At 38.7% G+C, this 18,298-nt stretch carries 13 protein-coding genes; 5 read left to right on the top strand and 8 right to left on the bottom strand.

Annotated features, from left to right (window positions below):
• Positions 1-178: 178 nt before the first annotated feature.
• Positions 179-1,627 (bottom strand): glyceraldehyde-3-phosphate dehydrogenase, encoded by a 1,449-nt coding sequence (locus MQE36_RS15230; RefSeq protein ID WP_242936832.1) that lies wholly within the window; start codon positions 1,625-1,627, stop codon positions 179-181.
• Positions 1,628-1,773: 146 nt separating this feature from the next.
• On the opposite strand from MQE36_RS15230, the gene MQE36_RS15225 reads away from it, so the two are divergent.
• Entirely contained in the window at positions 1,774-2,529 is a 756-nt protein-coding gene (locus MQE36_RS15225; protein ID WP_242936831.1) for a M15 family metallopeptidase, read from the top strand.
• On the opposite strand, the gene MQE36_RS15220 is transcribed toward MQE36_RS15225, so the two are convergent.
• The 5 genes from MQE36_RS15220 to tsaD form a co-directional block, all read right to left on the bottom strand.
• Positions 2,526-3,707, bottom strand: a complete 1,182-nt coding sequence (locus tag MQE36_RS15220) for a class I SAM-dependent methyltransferase (protein ID WP_242936830.1) — start codon at positions 3,705-3,707, stop codon at positions 2,526-2,528. The genes MQE36_RS15225 and MQE36_RS15220 overlap by 4 nt on opposite strands.
• Positions 3,708-3,714: 7 nt before the next feature.
• Complete coding sequence (locus tag MQE36_RS15215) at positions 3,715-4,803, bottom strand: AI-2E family transporter (RefSeq protein ID WP_242936829.1); 1,089 nt, start codon at positions 4,801-4,803, stop codon at positions 3,715-3,717.
• A gap of 64 nt (positions 4,804-4,867) precedes the next feature.
• Positions 4,868-5,524 carry a DUF4159 domain-containing protein gene (locus tag MQE36_RS15210; protein WP_242936828.1) on the bottom strand — a complete coding sequence of 219 codons (657 nt, stop codon included), beginning with the start codon at positions 5,522-5,524 and terminating at the stop codon, positions 4,868-4,870.
• Positions 5,517-6,221, bottom strand: a complete 705-nt coding sequence (locus MQE36_RS15205) for a 16S rRNA (uracil(1498)-N(3))-methyltransferase (RefSeq protein WP_242936827.1) — start codon at positions 6,219-6,221, stop codon at positions 5,517-5,519. Before MQE36_RS15205 ends, MQE36_RS15210 begins: the two co-directional genes overlap by 8 nt.
• 29 nt (positions 6,222-6,250) lie before the next feature.
• Complete coding sequence (gene tsaD / locus MQE36_RS15200) at positions 6,251-7,279, bottom strand: tRNA (adenosine(37)-N6)-threonylcarbamoyltransferase complex transferase subunit TsaD (RefSeq protein ID WP_242936826.1); 1,029 nt, start codon at positions 7,277-7,279, stop codon at positions 6,251-6,253.
• Positions 7,280-7,298: 19 nt separating this feature from the next.
• On the opposite strand from tsaD, the gene MQE36_RS15195 reads away from it, so the two are divergent.
• The 4 genes from MQE36_RS15195 (at position 7,299) to MQE36_RS15180 (ending at position 14,959) form a co-directional block, all read left to right on the top strand.
• A complete protein-coding gene (locus tag MQE36_RS15195) occupies positions 7,299-11,792 on the top strand; it encodes a translocation/assembly module TamB domain-containing protein (protein ID WP_341461479.1) in 4,494 nt (1,497 codons plus the stop codon).
• Between the two features lie 183 nt (positions 11,793-11,975).
• Entirely contained in the window at positions 11,976-12,962 is a 987-nt protein-coding gene (pfkA, locus tag MQE36_RS15190; protein WP_242936825.1) for a 6-phosphofructokinase, read from the top strand.
• Positions 12,963-13,013: 51 nt separating this feature from the next.
• Positions 13,014-14,018 carry a type I glyceraldehyde-3-phosphate dehydrogenase gene (gene gap, locus MQE36_RS15185; RefSeq protein ID WP_242936824.1) on the top strand — a complete coding sequence of 335 codons (1,005 nt, stop codon included), beginning with the start codon at positions 13,014-13,016 and terminating at the stop codon, positions 14,016-14,018.
• Positions 14,019-14,107: 89 nt separating this feature from the next.
• The gene (locus tag MQE36_RS15180) at positions 14,108-14,959 is read left to right on the top strand and encodes an N-acetylglucosamine kinase (RefSeq protein WP_242936823.1); all 852 of its coding nucleotides are present in this window, start codon (positions 14,108-14,110) and stop codon (positions 14,957-14,959) included.
• 127 nt (positions 14,960-15,086) lie between these two features.
• Here MQE36_RS15180 and MQE36_RS15175 read toward each other — a convergent pair whose 3' ends face one another.
• Together MQE36_RS15175 and MQE36_RS15170 are read right to left on the bottom strand one after the other, a co-directional pair.
• On the bottom strand, positions 15,087-15,470 hold the full coding sequence (locus tag MQE36_RS15175) for a RidA family protein (protein ID WP_242936822.1): 384 nt from the start codon (positions 15,468-15,470) through the stop codon (positions 15,087-15,089).
• Between the two features lie 18 nt (positions 15,471-15,488).
• Positions 15,489-18,236, bottom strand: a complete 2,748-nt coding sequence (locus MQE36_RS15170; RefSeq protein ID WP_242936821.1) for a putative LPS assembly protein LptD — start codon at positions 18,234-18,236, stop codon at positions 15,489-15,491.
• Between the last annotated feature and the right edge of the window lie 62 nt (positions 18,237-18,298).

The following is an 18,298-nucleotide window of genomic DNA, read 5'->3' as shown; positions in this document are numbered from 1 at the left end:
TTACTGCTAACGGTAATAATTATCACTTATTGTTTTATACGTGCAGGAAAGTGTTCTGGATCTTTACTTGCTAAAAAAATAAAATTTTAGATCTGGAGCAACTAAAATTAATTAAGGAAGGGGTGTAATAAAAAGAGGGCACTTGTTTTGAATTAAAGTGCCCTTTATGTGTTAGCTGCTAGTAATAGGTGAACCTTCTGACTTTGGCTATATATTTAGCCAGTCGGATTACCTGATGACTGTATCCGTATTCATTATCATACCATATGTACAATACGGCATTCTTTCCGTTTTTATCAACGATTGTAGCTTTGCTGTCATAGATAGACGGGGCAGAAGTACCTACGATATCTGAAGAAACAAGCTCATTGCTTAATGAGTACTTGATTTGTTCAACCAAATCACCTTCTAGGGCATATTTTTTCATTATGCCATTGATTTTATCTTTTGTTGTGGCCTTGTTCAATTCAAGATTTAATACCACCAAAGAGCCATTCGGAACAGGCACGCGAATTGCATTTGAGGTGAGCTTGCCTTCCAGAGAAGGGAGCGCTTTAGAAACAGCCTGTCCGGCCCCGGTTTCGGTAATAACCATGTTTAAGGCTGCAGCGCGTCCGCGACGGTATTTTTTATGCATATTATCAACCAGGTTCTGATCGTTGGTGTAAGCATGTATAGTTTCCAGGTGACCTCTTACAACACCTAGTGATTCTTCAACGGCTTTTAAGATTGGAGTTATGGCGTTGGTAGTGCACGACGCCGCCGAAAAAACATTGACTTTATCAGGGTCAAATTCTTTTTGATTGACCCCGTAAACGATATTCGGCACCTCTTTGCCGGGAGCTGTCAGTAATACTTTTGCCGCTCCTTTTGCTTTTAAATGTCTGTTCAGTGCTTTTTCATCTCTGAAGGCACCTGTATTATCAATGATTAATGCATTGCCAATTCCATACTGCGTATAATCAATATCTTCTGGGGCATTGGCAGAAATCATATGTACGGTTGTGCCGTTAATGATCAGCGACCTGTTTTCTGCATCAGCAATCACTGTTCCGGGAAAATCGCCGTGAACGGAATCATTTCTCAGTAAAGCGGCTCTTTTTTCCAGTACTTCCTGATTAATGTCTCCTCGCGTTACAATAGCCCTTAACCTTAATTGACTTCCTTTACCGGTTTTAAGCATAAGCTCTCTGGCCAGGAGCCTTCCGATACGTCCGAAACCGTATAATACAACGTCTTTTGGCTGGATCTCAGATGAGTCGTTGGCATTCTTCAGTTTGTCGATTACGAATGCTTTGCTGTCATTGTACTTATTGTCTTCCAAGTGATATTCATACGTAAGTTTCCCGATATCAATTTTAGCGGGAGGCAAGTTTAAGGACTGAATTGCCTTGGCGATTTCTACCGAATCAAAAATAGAAATAGGTTTTTCAACAAATTCGCAGGCGTACTCGTGAAGATTTAGGATTTCGCTGACATTTTTGTCTATCAATTGATTTCGAAACAATACCAACTCAGTAGATTTGTCGTACCAAAGGTCGTTTACGATTTGAATGAATTCTACAGAGGCTTTTCTGCGGTTGGCTTGAAGCGCGAGCTCTTGCTCGTAATTATTGTTCAGGCTCATTTTGCTAGTTTAGTGTTATGTTTAAGTTTAGTTTTTCAGCGCAAAAGTATTTATTTCAATCGTTTTCGTAAAGAAAAAGATCATAAAAAGTTTTAAAGTGGTTATTTTGCACTCTAAATAAAAGATAAAAACATTAAAAAGATACAATGAGAACGTTTTTGTTTATAATTCAGTTACTTACGGTCAGTATCGTATTCTTTACTCTTAATGCATGTAAAAAAGCGGATAAAAAAGAAGTTCGGGAAGCGGCCATTGATAGAATGGCAACTGAGATTGTTACAGAGGTTAAGAAAGATACCCTGAAGCCTGTGGTAGCATTTGCCGAGCAAACGTACAAAGACCTGTCTGTTGTTCCGGACACTTCATTTGTTAATTTAAAAGAATACAGCAGCGATTTTGTATATGATATGAAATATGCCACAACCGATAATTTTTTAAAGACTAGGGTTTATGATTGTGCAGAGTGTTTTGTCCGGGCTAAAACGGCCAAAGCCCTGATCAGGGCTAATAATGAATTCAGAAAAAAGGGGTATCGAATTAAATTTTTTGATTGTTACCGGCCTCATGATGTGCAAAAGAAAATGTGGAAAATTGTTCCGAACCCCCAATATGTAGCCAATCCGGCCAAAGGTTCTATTCATAACAAAGGGGGGGCTGTAGATATAACACTGGTAGATGAGTCAGGAGGAGAGCTGGATATGGGAACCGGCTTTGATTTTTTCGGGCATAAGGCACATCACGACTTTACAGATCTTCCGGAAGATGTGCTCAGCAACAGAAGACTCCTTAAAGAAACCATGGAAGCACACGGGTTTTGGTCTATTAGAACGGAGTGGTGGCATTATAATTTGAGTGCGGGTTCTAATGACCGCGTAGCAAATTTCAGATGGGATTGTGATTAGCTAATTTTTGAGCAGAAGATAACGATCCTGGAGTTGTTCATATCGGTAGTGAAGAACAAATATGAGTCGCCACCGTCTTTTACATTTAGTCGCTTTTTAATCTGATCGGGGGTTTCAGGAAAATTTCTTGTAGCTATATTAGCTTTGGAGCCGCTCAATATCTTTTTTAGATTTTTAGGGCTATAGTGAACAATACTTTCTATTTTAAATTTTCTCCCGGGAAATTCCTTAAGCGTGTCGGATGTGTATAAATGCGAGTGCTCGTGGAGCTTTGGGGTGTTGTATTTTTCAGTGATCAGATTAAAGGCTCCAGACTTCATAATAGCAGCATTTGGTTCGTATAGGAACTGCAACGGAAGAGCATATTTTACCTGTGTTGTTTGTTGATGAGCCGGAGAATACTCGAAAGTTTCATCTTTATCGGAGATGTTGACAGTCTTTATTTTACGGAGCGTTTCGGATTCACTGCTTATGATCCACAACAACTCCTTTACTTCGTTATGGATTGCCAGTATGTGGATTTCCTCAACAAACTTTAATTCTTTTAGTCCCAGGGTAATGTCGAGCATGGGAGATGTTTTGATAATTATCATCTTGCCTTTCTTCAGTAAAAGATCTAAATGTCTGGGAACGTCGGGCAAACAATCTTCCAGCTTAAAAACTTTTCCTTTGGCATTATTTCTTCTGGAGGGATCTATATAAATGCAATCGAAAATTTCATCAGAGGCCTTTAAGTAGTCCATGCCATCAATGTTTGTGCACTTTATGTTTTTTGCGCCAAGCTGCTCGAAGTTGTGAGAGGCTATTTTAGAGAGGTCCTGGTTTATTTCACAATGTACTACCTGATCAAATCTCCTGGAAAAATAGAAAGCGTCTACTCCGAAACCACCGGTGAGATCAATCAGCTTTTTACCAGCAATCAGATCAGCTTTATACCTGGCAGCTTTCTCTGATGAAGTTTGTTCGATATTTAATTTATTGGGGTAGTAAATAAGGGGAGTACTAAACCATAAAGGAAGCTTTTTTTTGCACCTTGTCTTTGCTTCTGCCTGCTCAACCAATTCTTGGTTGCTGACGTTGTCGAAAAGTTGCTTTTTTAAAAGGATTGACAAAATGTCAGTATTTAAATTTTCAACTATAAAGTCCTGAACACCAATATTTAATATGTTTTTATTCAAAGTAAAACTATAGATTTTTTGTCAATGATTTAACAATCTTATTTTCGGCTAAAAACTCTTTCAGGATAACTTTAATGGCGGTGTATGCAGGTACAGCTACGATCATACCGGTGGCTCCAAACAATAAGCCTGCGATCAAGATAACCAGAAAGATCTCTAGTGGATGTGATTTTACGCTATTGGAGAAAATGAACGGTTGGCTAAAGAAGTTGTCGATCAGTTGTCCGATAATAAAACCTATCAAAACATAAACGGTTGTAGGCAATATAACGCTGCTGAAGTCTTGTCCTAAATTGCTGGTCATTGTAAGTATTACCATTAATGCGCCTCCGATTAACGGACCGATATACGGGATCAGGTTTAAGAGGGCGCATAAGAAAGCAATTACGATGGCATTGTTTATACCGAAGATCAATAACACAATGGTGTATATAATGAACAATATAGATATCTGTAACATCAGGCCGATAAAATAGCGTGACAGCAGGTCCTTTATTTTTTCTATGCTGTGTTTTAAATTTGACTCTTTGTTGTCTGGAACGAAAACCATCAAACTGCTTTCCAGTAGTTTGCTGTCTTTTAAGAAGAAGAAGGAAATAAAAAGGACTGAGAACAAACCGATTCCAAAATTGCTGAGTGCCCCAACCATGTTGTTTAAAAAATTGGGAATGGCTCCAAAGTTCAATTTAGACCAGAGTTCAGAATCCTTTATCGTTTTTTCTATATCGATCTGATTCAATGAAAAATAATCTGTAATTTCTATATAGAGGTGCTGTATATTATCTTTTAGCGTATTGATATCCAGTAAAGCTAGGTTTCTTCCCTGTTCTATAATCAAAGGGATGAACATAGAGATTAATCCGATAACCATAGCGATCATTAAAACCATGGTAAATACCACGGCCAGCGTATTTTTGAATTTTAATTTCCTTCTCAGGAATATGATTATCGGCCTTCCGATAAGAGAAAGGACCGCTGCAATAACCACATAAACAATGACGGATTGGATTTTATACAGAAAGAAGAGTAATAAGGCAATTCCTGCGATAACGGCAAGTGCCCTTAAAATTCCGTTGGCTAGTATTCTTGAGTTCATTTAAGTCGGATTAGAGTGAGAAGATAATAAAATTATGCTAAGGGAGGCTTTATGTTTTAGCTGTTTAGTTTTCAAAGGCATACTGAATAATATTAGCACCCATTTGTAAAGCCTTTATTCTTACTTCTTCCGGGTCATTATGAACTTCTGTGCTTTCCCAGCCGTCCCCTAGGTCACTTTCATATGTAAATAACAATACGAGTCTCCCGTCATGAAAAATGCCAAATGCCTGTGGGCGCTTTCCGTCGTGTTCGTGTATTTTAGGAAGCCCGTCAGGGAATTTATAGGCTTGTTTGAAGATCGGGTGATCAGAAGAAAGTTCTGTCAGCTCTTTACCGGGAAATATTTTTTTTAGCTCTTTTCTCAGAAAAGGTTCCATCCCATAGTTGTCATCGATATGTAAAAAACCTCCTGACAGCAGGTAATTCCTGAGGTTTTCGGCATCTTCGTCAGAAAAAAAAACATTGCCATGTCCTGTCATATGGAGAAACGGATATAGGTAGATGTCGGTACTGTTTGCGGCCACATTGGCCGGATCAGGTTTAATGTTTGTATGAATGTTTGCGTTGCAAAACTTGATCAGGTTTGGTAATGCTGTAGGGTTGGCATACCAATCGCCACCTCCGTTATATTTCAGGATAGCTATTTCCTGTGCAGTGGTAATAGAAGAAAGTGCAAAGAAAGCAGATAATGTCAGTATGTGTCTTAAATGTTTAATCATTGGCAAGCGCTATGGTGTGGCAGGCTACAATGGCAGCCGTTTCGGTTCTTAATCTGTTGTTTCCCAATGATACTGCATTAAAACCGTGGTTCAAAGCGGCCGATATTTCGTTTTTAGAAAAATCGCCTTCAGGGCCGATGAGAACAATGGCATCATGATCTGCCATGATACGTCGTTTTAAAGTATACCTTTCCTGGTCGTCACAATGTGCTATAAAGAGTTGTCCTGAATGTTCCTTTTTGATGAAATCGTTAAATGAGATGGCATCGTTTAACCGGGGAAGATGGTATTGCAAAGATTGTTTCATTGCCGATTGAATAATTTTTTCAAATCGTTCTTTTTTTACAATTTTCCTTTCAGAGTGCTCACAAATGACAGGGGTGATCTCATCGACACCTATTTCTACGGCTTTTTCTAAGAACCATTCATAGCGATCATTCATTTTTGTTGGTGCTACCACCATATGTAAATGGTATTTTTTATCACCTTTTTTGATGATCTCGTTAATCTTGCAAACACAATTTTTTATATCAGCGACAATAATTTCGGCTTTAAAAAGATAGCCTTCCCCATTGGTAATGTCCAGGGTGTCACCAATATTTTTTCTAAGTACTTTAACGATATGTCTGCTTTCCTCTTTGTCGAATGAAAATTCAGAGGTAGATTCATGGAGGTCTTTTTGGTAAAATAATTGCATATAGTAGATAAAATGATTGTTTGTTACGCTTATTCAGCAATATAGTAACGTGCCCGTGCATTTACATCAGCATCTGCAAAATCGCGATTGAGATATTTATAGTAGCCGACAATTCCAATCATGGCAGCATTGTCGGTCGTGTATTCAAATTTAGGGATAAAAGTCTTCCAACCGTATTTTTTTTCACCATCTTTTAATGCCTTTCGGATACCCGAATTGGCAGATACACCACCTCCGATAGCTATTTTTTTAATGCCTGTTTCTTTGGAGGCTTTTTTTAGTTTGTCGATTAAAATATTTATAATGGTATATTGGATAGAAGCACAGATGTCTTCTATATTTTTATCGATAAAGGCTCCGTCTTTTTGGGTTTCACGCTGTATAAAATATAAAATGGCTGTTTTTAACCCACTAAAGCTGAAATTTAACCCCTCTACCTTAGGTTTTGGGAATTGAAATGCTTTTGGATTGCCTTTTTGTGCCAGTTTATCGATTTGCGGGCCTCCCGGATAGGACAATCCGAGGATCTTGGCAGATTTATCATAAGCTTCTCCTACGGCATCATCTGTGGTCTCTCCGATGACTTCCATATGGAAAAAATCGTTTACTTTAACAATTTGTGTGTGGCCACCGCTGATGGTCATAGCGAGAAACGGGAATGAAGGCTGATCAAAATTTTCTTCTTCAATAAAATGGGCCAGGATATGTGCCTGCATATGATTTACTTCGATCAGGGGAATGTTAAGTCCCATGGCAAGTGACTTGGCAAAGGAGGTTCCTACCAATAAAGAACCCATTAATCCGGGTCCGCGTGTAAAAGCTATGGCAGATAATTGTTTTTTGTCGATATTTGCTTTGGCTAATGCCTGATGTACCACCGGAACAATGTTTTGTTGGTGCGCTCTTGAAGCTAATTCGGGTACTACACCACCGTATTCTTCATGGATTTTTTGGTTAGCAACCACGTTGCTTAGTACTTTTTTATTATGAAGTACGGCAGCGGAAGTGTCATCACATGAAGATTCAATGGCAAGTATATAAACATTATCAGTGCTCATTCTGTTTTTGGAATAAAATTTGAAAGACAAAGGTAAAACAATAAGCGGTATCAAAAAACTAAGACAAATACTAAAGAAAGTATTGCTCACTATATTGTCGATAATAGCATTGATGGTAATAGTGTTCTCACTACCGATTGTCCAAACCAAAATAGCCAAGAAGGTAACCAGGTCTCTTAATGAGAAGTATAATACCAATATAAATATTAACAGGGTAGGGGTCAGTTTCCTGGGCAATGTGTATCTGAAAGATGTTTATATAGAAGATTATAAAAAGGACACACTCATACATATAGAAGACCTTACAACTTCTCTGAAAAGTGTCAGGCGGGCCATTAAGGGACAGCTGGAGTTTGGAGATGTGGATATAACCCGGTTAACGTTAAATATAAAAACGTATAAAGGTTCGGAAGATAGTAATCTTGACGTTTTTGTGGAAAAGCTAGATTCGGGACCGTCAGATCCGGATGCACCACCTTTTTTACTTACAGCCTCAAGCATAGAGATAGAGGACAGTAAATTCAGGATCACGGATGAAAATATGGAAACCCCTTCTTTTATAAATTACAGGAAGCTGAATGCTTTGGTCAATGATTTTAAAATAGAGGGACCTAATGTAAGTACCGATATTGAACGTTTGTCTTTTTTAGGCGCAAGGGGGATTTTTGTAGAAAGGCTACAGGCCGGTTTTTTCTATTCTAAAGAACGGATGGATTTTGAAAATCTAAATATTCAAACCCCGTATTCTGATGTCAAGGGAAGATTAACGTTTACATATAACAGGGAAGATTTTAAAGAATTCACGGATAAGGTGAAACTACAAGCTTATTTTGAAGAATCGACAATAGCCCTGGATGAAGTTAATCTTTTTTACAACGAATTCGGAAAAGGTAAAACGGTAACCTTGTCTTCGGAAGTAACCGGTGTTTTGAATAGTTTAACCACCAAGAATCTAAATGTGGTTTCTGATCACACCCGAATCAACGGCGATTTTCTCTTCGAGAACTTATTTGAAAGTTCCAGACCGTTTAAAATAGCTGGAGATGTCCGGAATATTTCTTCCGATTATTATCAATTAAAAGCATTGTTACCTCGGATTTTGGGCAATGCCATGCCTGAATCTTTATCTAAACTGGGACATTTCTCAATAGACGGGCAGACAACGATTACCCAAAACGTGATCGATCTGGAGTTTCATCTGCGTACCGATATCGGAAACAGTTATGCAGATATGGTATTGACCGGTATAGGAGATATAGATAATGCAATCTATAAAGGTTCCGTTTCCTTAGATGGTTTTAATATCGGAACTTATATGGAAGACAAGTCGTTCGGAACCACTTCCGTAGATTTAAAGGTAGACGGTAAAGGGTTTTCTAAAGAAGATCTGAATACCGAAATAATAGGGAAGGTGTTTCGTTTGGATTACAATGGTTATACTTATAATAATATATCTGTATCCGGTATATTGAAAGACCAGTTGTTTGACGGCAGACTGAATTCAAAAGATGAGAACTTCCAGGTGTTCTTTGAAGGCCTGGCTGATTTTTCAAATGAAGAAAACGAATTCAATTTTATTGCAGAGGTTGATTATGCCGATTTAAACAAGTTGAATTTTGTTAAAAGAGATACCGTATCCATTTTTAAGGGAAAGATCGTAACCGATATCTTGGGGAATACTTTTGATGATATTAAAGGACAAGTTAACTTTTACAACACTACCTACATCAATCAAAACCATGAATATTTTTTCGAGGATTTTCAGATAAGTTCCCGGTTTGAAGAAGAAGAGCGGATCATCGAAATAAACTCTCCCGATATTATCAGGGGATATGTCAGGGGAAAATTCTATTATAAAGACGTAGGGAAGCTTGTCCGGAATTCTATAGGGAGTATTTATACCAATTATGAGCCTTATGAGATATCGGCAGGTCAGAATTTACATTTCGATTTAAAAATTTATAATAAAATAGTCGATGTGTTCTATCCGGAAATCGATTTTGGGAAGAATACCTTTATTAAAGGTGAGATTGTGGCAGACAACGGAGACTTCAAACTTACGTTCAACTCACCGAGTATTAATGCTTATGGTAATATTCTGGATAATATAAGTTTAGAGATCGACAATAAAAATCCGCTATATAATACCTTTATCCAGGTAGAAGGTATCGATGTGGGGTTTTACGAAGTTTCCGAATTTAACTTAATTAATTCAACGATAAAAGACACCCTGTTTTTCCGTACGGAATTTAAAGGAGGGAAGGAATTTTCAGATGTTTACAACCTTAACTTCTATCATACATTCGATGAAGATCAGAATTCGGTTATCGGACTGAAAAAATCGGAAGTTGGTTTTAAAGGAAATGATTGGGTTATAAACAGGGCCAACAACAGGCATAATAAGGTTGTTTTTACGAAGGAGATTGATACTGTATACATAAAAGAGTTGGTGATGAACGACGGTGAGGAGCAAATAGACCTCAAGGGGGTGTTGGTAGACTCTACTTACAAAGATATCGACCTTAAATTTACCAATGTAACACTGGATAAAATAACCCCTGTAATAGACAGTCTGAAGCTGGGAGGGATTGTTAACGGTGATTTTAAGATCGTTCAGAAGAGAAAGCGATATTTTCCTTCTTCCAGTATTAGTATTGCAGAATTAAAGGCAAATGAAATTCTTTTGGGGGACCTTACTGTCGATATTATAGGAAGTGAGGATCTTTCGGTTTTTTCGGTAGACTCCAAGCTTGTTAACGAAGGACTGGAATCGTTGTATGCTTACGGAAATCTGATTCTTCAAAAAGATGCAGAGCCTTCATTAGGTCTTAGAGCCAATATACAGAACCTGAATCTGGCTGCATTTAGCCCCTTGGGAGGCGATGTTATTACAGATATCAGGGGATTTGTGTCGGGAAGGGATGTTAAAATTGCAGGACCACTTTCAAATCTGGATATTGACGGGGAGCTGACCATAGCTGACGGAGGATTGAAGGTTCCATACCTGAATGTAGATGCCAATTTTAACAAGACGGCCATTGTAAAGCTGTATAATCAGACGTTTGAATTTCAGAGTATTCCGTTGACAGATACAAAATACAAGACCAATGCGGTTCTGGATGGCACCATTAGTCATAGTGGTTTTGATGATTGGTATCTAGACCTATCCTTAAATACCAATGGCCAACGCTTTCTGGTGTTAGATACTCAAATGTATGAAGACGCATTGTACTACGGAACAGGTTTTATATCCGGAGAAGCAAATATTTATGGTTTGGCGGATGAGCTGACGATAAAGGTAGAGGGTACTACGATGGATGGTACTTCCTTGAAAATACCTATATCTTATGAAACCGAAATAGGAGATATGTCCTTTATCAATTTTATTGATAAAAATGCAGATGCCTATGCTGAAAAACAACGCCAGTTGTCGGGAAGTAAAGGCTTGCAATTGTTGTTTGACCTCGAAATAACACAAGAGGCGGAGGTAGAAATAGTTATTGATGAAAAAACGGGAAGTATTTTACGAGGAAAAGGAGACGGATTCCTGTTGATAGACTATAGTGCCAACGGATTTAAAATGTATGGCGATTATATTACCTATGAAGGACAATATATCTTTAAATACGGAGGGATAATAGATAAAAGGTTTACAGTACGCCCTGGAGGGACTATCAACTGGACGGGAGACCCGCTCAAGGCGGATGTTAATATTCAGGGGGTGTATTCTTTATATGCCAACCCGGCTGTACTTTTAGATAATCCTAACTATACCCGTAAAATAGAAACGGATGTTATTATTAATCTTCAAAATGAATTGCTAAAACCGGACATAGAGTTCGATATAGAATTTCCGCTAGCCGGCTCTGTAAGCAATGCAGAGTTGAGCTATAAACTGGATGATAAAAATAAAAGAGAGTTGCAGGCATTGTCTTTACTGGCCCAGGGAAGTTTTACGAACGAAGCCAATATAGATCCTTCTCAATTCGGGTATAGTAACATCGCAGAAACAGCTTCGGGGATATTGAATAATGTACTGAACTCAGAAGATGGTAAATTTAATCTGGGAGTTAACTTTGAGCGGGGGGAACGAAATCCGAATCTGGACTATACCACAGAGGACAGGGTAGGGGTTACTGTTTCTACTCAGTTGAGTGATCGTGTACTCATAAACGGAAAGTTGGGGGTTCCTATTAACAGTGTTTCGGAAACAGTGGTTGCAGGCGATGTTGAAATGCAGATATTGCTGAATGAAAAAGGTACGCTTTCCGCAAGGATTTTCAATAAAGAAAATGAGATCCAGCAATTTTTGATTCATGAGTACGGATATACCCAGGGTGTCGGATTATCATATCAGGTCGACTTCAATACATTTAAAGAGTTAATGCATGAGATCTTCAGAAAAAAAGAAGCTAAAAAAGAAGCTACGGAACAAGAAGATGCAGTAAAAGAACAGGAAACCTTAGGTGATGGGATGGTAAAATTTTCATCTAAAAAGAAGGGAAATAACTAGTATCCCTGGTCTGTAGTACAGCCCTTTTTTACGATCGCATAATACTATATTTAAATTACTCCTGCCAATTTGTTACAAAGTCATTAACGAAAACGTTTGAATTATTTTAATAGTTTAGATTTATTGAAATCTATTTAAAAAATTAAAAATTCTTTGGTAGTTTTACCTTCCAAACTAGCAAATATGTCAACAGAAATAAGGAAGATAGGAGTTCTCACATCAGGAGGAGACTCACCAGGAATGAATGCAGCAATTCGTTCTGTAGCACGTACTTGTGCCTTTCATAAAATAGATTGTGTAGGAGTTTACAGAGGTTATCAGGGGCTTATCGAAGGGGATATGAAAGAACTGAATGCCCGTAGCGTAAAAAATATAATTAACAGAGGAGGGACGTTTTTAAAATCTGCCCGCTCCGATGAGTTCAGAACCAAAGAGGGAAGGAAAAAGGCGTATGAGAATCTTATAGAACACAATATTGATGCTTTGGTTATTATTGGAGGCGACGGCTCTTTTACTGGAGGCATGATCTTTAATGAAGAATTTGGTTTTCCGGTGATAGGTATTCCCGGAACCATAGATAATGATATCTATGGAACAAAATCTACTTTAGGGTACGATACAGCCCTGAACACTGTAGTGGAAGCTATAGACAGGATCAGGGATACCGCGAGTTCGCATAACCGATTGTTTTTTGTGGAGGTTATGGGGCGTGATGCAGGGCATATCGCATTGAATACCGGAGTTGGAGCTGGTGCGGAAGAGATATTGATCCCGGAGGAAAACCTGGGATTGGAGCGTCTGTTAGAATCACTGGAACGCAGTGAGGCTTCGGGTAAAACGTCAAGTATCGTAGTGGTAGCAGAAGGCGATAAAACCGGAAAAAACGTCTTTGAACTTGCTGAATACGTAGAAGAAAACCTCCCGGGTTACGATATCAGGGTTTCCGTATTGGGGCATATTCAAAGAGGGGGAGCTCCGAGTTGTTATGATAGGGTATTGGCCAGCAGAATGGGAGTAAAGGCGGTAGAATCAATATTAGAAGGGAAATCCAATTTTATGGTAGGGATCAATAATGATGAAATGGTGTTGACTCCACTGGATAAAGCCGTAAAAGGAAAGTCTCAGATAAATAAGGAATTGTTAAGAGTGTCAGATATAATGACCACTTAAATAAATTATAAAGTTTAATATTATTAAGTAAATAAGTAAAGAAGAAAGCGTATGTCAACAGTAAAAATTGGAATTAACGGATTCGGACGTATTGGAAGAATGGTTTTTAGAGCAACGGTTAGCAGGCCTAACGTAGAGATTGTTGCTATAAATGATCTTTTAGATATTAATCACTTAGCGTATTTGTTGGAATATGACTCGGTTCATGGTAAATTTGACGGAACTGTAGCGGTTAAAGATGGTCAGCTTGTTGTAAATGGTAAAGTTGTGAGGGTTACTGCCGAAAGAAATCCGGAAGATTTAAAATGGGATGAAGTAGGTGCAGATATCGTTGCCGAATGTACCGGTATTTTTACAACATTAGATACCGCCGATGCACATTTAAAAGCGGGAGCAAAAAAGGTGGTTATTTCGGCACCGTCCAAAGATGCTCCAATGTTCGTTATGGGGGTAAATCATAAAGAGCTGAAGTCGTCTGATAATATCGTTTCAAATGCATCTTGTACTACAAACTGCTTAGCGCCTTTGGCAAAAGTCCTGCATGATAATTTTGGTATAGAAGAGGGGTTAATGACTACAGTTCATGCTACAACAGCTACCCAATTAACCGTTGACGGTCCTTCTAGAAAAGACTGGAGAGGCGGTCGTAGTGCAATGTTAAATATTATTCCTGCTTCTACAGGTGCTGCAAAAGCAGTAGGGAAAGTAATTCCTTCGTTGAATGGTAAACTGACAGGAATGGCATTTAGAGTGCCTACGGCTGATGTTTCTGTTGTTGATTTAACAGTAAGATTAGAGAAAGAAACATCATTAGATGAGATCAAAAAAATAATGAAAGAAGCTTCAGAAGGAGAGCTTAAGGGTATTTTGGGCTACACAGAAGAATTGGTGGTTTCTCAAGACTTTATCGGTGATGTCCGCACAAGTATTTTTGATGCCGAAGCAGGTATCGAATTATCTTCTAAATTCTTTAAAGTTGTGTCGTGGTATGACAACGAAGCAGGATATTCAAACAAATTAGTTGATCTGGCTGAGTATGTTTCTACTTTGAGCTAAATGAAAGTATCACATGCCTGTAATTCCCGCTAACTTGCGGGAATTACTTTTAAATAAACAAACTATACAAACTAACTGACTATACTTCTATGATTTTAATTGTTGACAGCGGGGCTACCAAGGCAGATTGGATAGCTCTTGATGAGGCAGGAGAACAATTGTTCACAACACAGACGCTCGGATTAAGTCCTGAAGTTTTAACTAAGGAAATTATTGTTGAGCGTATTACCAATAATTTCGATATTTATAAGAACAGGAAAGAAGTTACTCATTTGTTTTTTTACGGTGCCGGATGTGGTACGGAACGAATGAGAAACTTTATGAAGGATATTTTTCAGGAGTTTTTTCTAACGGCAAAGATATCTGTAAAAGAAGATACCTATGCGGCAATCTATGCTACCGCCAAACCTCATGAGAATGCAATTGTATGCATTTTAGGAACAGGCTCTAATTGTAGCTATTGGGACGGGGAACACATCTTTCAGAAAGTCGATTCGCTAGGGTATATTTTAATGGATGATTGTAGCGGGAATTATTTTGGCAGACAATTATTAAGGGATTACTACTACAATAAAATACCGGCTGATCTGGCAAATAAGTTTGCTGAAAATTATGATCTGGAAGCTGATACGATTAAGAATCATCTGTATAAACAGCCTAATCCAAATACTTATTTGGCCACTTTTGCAAAATTCCTGATCCAGAATAAGGAAAATCAGTATGCTCACCGTCTGATCAAAAAAGGAATGCAGTTATTTGTAGATAACTGGATCCGGCAATATGAGCAGGCAGGACAGGTACCAGTTCATTTCGTGGGTAGTATTTCTTTTTATCTGAAAGATGAACTCAGGGAAGTTTTGGAGGCTAACGGTTTAAGTATGGGTAACGTTTTAAGGCGACCAATAGACGGACTGGTGTCTTATCATAAAAGTAACATTTAATAAAAAAGCCGTTTAAGCGGCTTTTTTATTTTGTTGTTTTACCTTTATCTATTTCGAAAACAGAGTTAAGGTGTTTTTCAAACTTTGCCTTAAGCTTGTTTCAGAAAAATAATGGAAGTGGTTTATTTTATTGTTTTACAGCGATCATAGAAATCTCTACATTGACGAACTTTGGCAGGTTGGCAACTTCAACAGTTTCTCTTGCCGGGGCTGTAGCTTCGTCAAAACGGCTGCCATACACGGCATTTACCTTACTGAAATCGTTCATGTTCTTAAGAAATATACTCGACTTGATTACATTATCAAAAGTCATGCCTGCAGCTTCTAATACTGCCTCGAGGTTTTTCATTACCTGTTCGGTTTCTGCCGCTATAGAGTTAGTCTTCAGTTCACCGGTTTTAGGGTCGAGAGCAATTTGTCCCGACATGTAAAGGGTGTTTCCGCTAAGGACAGCCTGGTTGTATGGGCCAATAGGGGCAGGTGCGTTTACTGATGTTATAATCTTTTTCATAATAGTATGGATGTGAGTTTATAATCTTCTGTCCGGTTCGCGCCTTTTATCCCATTTAAGATCACTGAGTATGGATGACTTAATACCGATAAAGAAATACCACGATGTCCGGGTTCCGAACGGTGTCCAGTTGAAGTTAAGCCTGAAACTTTCCAGGTCTCGTTCAAACCTTAACTGGGTATAGGTGAAACCACCGTCTTTAAAATCGTAACCTGATGATGCTCCTACTTTCCACCTTGGCGATAGCTGGATATTCCCGGAAAACATCAGAGAGTTGGTGGAGATTTCATTTTGTCTGTTGCGGTTACTGTATGTTAAAGAGTATGCCAAACGTAAATCCCATGGTACCTCTGTAGCGTATGCGGTCTGGTCTACGGGTTCTTCGTCTTCATCCTCATCATCAGAAAAAGTCCGGTGATCACTGAAATCCTGGGCTTTTCCAAAAAGATCATCTGCTCTACCGCCACTTTGGGTGTTGTCATCTTCATTAGAATCGTCGCCTCCTTTTTGGAAGGTTTTATTGCTTAGTGAGTAACTGACATTTACATTTGCATTTGTCATTCTAAATAAGCTGCCGCCGTTATTGATGTTGAATACATCAATTCTGTTTCCGGAATTGTCTATGGCATATGGGTCTAGCGTAGCTCCAAAATTAACAGACATTTTGTTTTTGAACAATTGCGTACCTCCGGTAACCCTGATCGGGCTTAAAGCAAGCGAATCTGCTGCAATATTATAACTGGTAGAGAAGTTAAGGTTATTGAGAAGTTTTATCTTCTCAGGTTCTGTGGCTGTAGAATCTTTACTCCTGACCTTGGCTTCAACTACATTGTTCAGGGAGAATCCGATACTGTTTGAGTTAGATTTGCTGGGAGTGCCAAAAAGACCACCCTCAAATCGGGTATATTCAGCAAGCCTTCCTTCTTCGTCTGCAATATACTGGTCGTAATACTTGTCAAAACCAGGGGTGTATCCGTAGCTGACAGAAGGCCTCATGGTATGTCTGATAGCCTGAATTTTTTTGTCTTCACCAAAATTAAATGTTCCATACATGGTAGTTCCCAGGCTGGCTGATAAATTATACTGGGCAAACCTGTCGAAACCGCTTAGTGTGTCTATGGTGTAGTCGCCGATACTTGAATCATAATCGTTTTTTCTGATGGTTTTAAATTGCCATACTTCGTCAATATTACCACCCAGAGAGGCGCTAAGGTATTTAAGGATTTTAAAATTAGTAGCTATTGGAATGGAGTGCCTGAAACCTGTTTTGGCTTCGTCAAACATTTTTTTGGTAAAGAAATCTTCATCGTTTGTTTGAATACGGTTTTCTCCTCTCAGGTTGTACTGAAAATTGATGTTTTGAAAAACGCCTTTTTTAATACCGTCTCTTTTTGCAAACGGGTAAATTCGCTCCACGCTTGCCTGTAGCGTAGGCAGTGTCATGTTGATAGTTTCGGTTCGTGTATTCTGTTGGTGAGAAGCCGTTAGGTTAAGGTTCACGCTCGGGTATCCGGTGAATGTTTTGTTATAGGATACGGACGATTGTAATGTGTTGTTCATAAAGTTAGGCGAGTTCATCTGGTTGAATGAATCGCTATAGTATCTGCTGCTACCAAGGTTGACAGACGCAGAAAATCTGGAATTAGGATTGGCCTTGGCGTCCTGGCTATGGTTCCACTGTATGTTATAGATTGTACCTCTGCTGTAGTCCGGAAATCCCTTTTGACTTGTAATAAGATTTTCGTAGCGCAACCTTACACTTCCCCTGAACCTGTAGCGTAGTGCATAATTAGACTCTAATCGAAGTCCGTAACTGCCGTTTGTGTAATAATCGCCGGTAACAGCCAGGTCGTAATAATCACTTAAGGCAAAATAATACCCGCCGTTCTGTAAAAAGAACCCGCGATCTCTTGCTTCTCCGGGTGTAGGCATTATAAAGCCGGACTGCTTGGTGTCTGTCATAGGGAAATAAGCAAACGGTAAAGCTATGGGTGTGGGTACATTAACGATGTACATGTTGCTGAAACCCGCAATAACCTTTTTGTCCGGGACAAATTTTGCTTTTCTTACACGGATATAGTATTCCGGATCGTCAATATTTTTTGATGTAGTTAACCTTCCTTCTTTTAAAAAATAAGTAGAATCGTTTTCTTTTTTGGTTACTTCGGCAAAAACGTTCATGGGTTCTCCGACAGTTTGCTCCGATCGCGAGTTCCAAATCAGGGCTTTTTTGGTGTCAAAATTAAAGCGGATGGAATCCGGTTCAACAACATTTTGTCCTTGTTTGAAATACGGGGTTTGAACCAGGGTGCCGGAAGTGTCCTTAATCCTTCCTGCGTAGACTTCATTTTTATTGTAATCAATAACAATGATTCCGGCTTTTAATTCGTACTCTCCGTAATATACCTCGGCTTCGTTGTACAGGTATATCTTGTTGTCTTTCCGGGACATTTTCACATAATCAGTGGCAGCGTATTTAATAATATCGGAAAGAAAGGGAGGAGGTTTCCGGATACTGTCTGTTACGGTTGTGTCAACGAGAACAGTATCCTGCGCTACCGGCTGAATAAGATCTTTATTGATAGAAACATTTATTGAATCTTTTTCAGCTTCAATTTTTAAAGCTTGTTTTTCAGGTGTTTCCTGGGCTGGAGATACCCAGCACATAAACAGTAAAAACAGCACTAAAAGTATGTTAGGTTTGTTTGCTTGCAATGCTTTATATCTTACTTTTGTAAAAGTATGGCTTAGTTTTTGACGTGCCAAACTTACGTATATTTTTTATTCTCTTAAATATAGAATCTTAGAAATTAATTAAAATTAATAAC

The sequence above is a fragment of the Zhouia spongiae genome, assembly GCF_022760175.1.
GTDB lineage: Bacteria > Bacteroidota > Bacteroidia > Flavobacteriales > Flavobacteriaceae > Zhouia > Zhouia spongiae.
The sequence above is the reverse complement of the archived record's forward strand: the minus strand, read 5'-3'. Positions and strand labels throughout refer to the sequence as shown.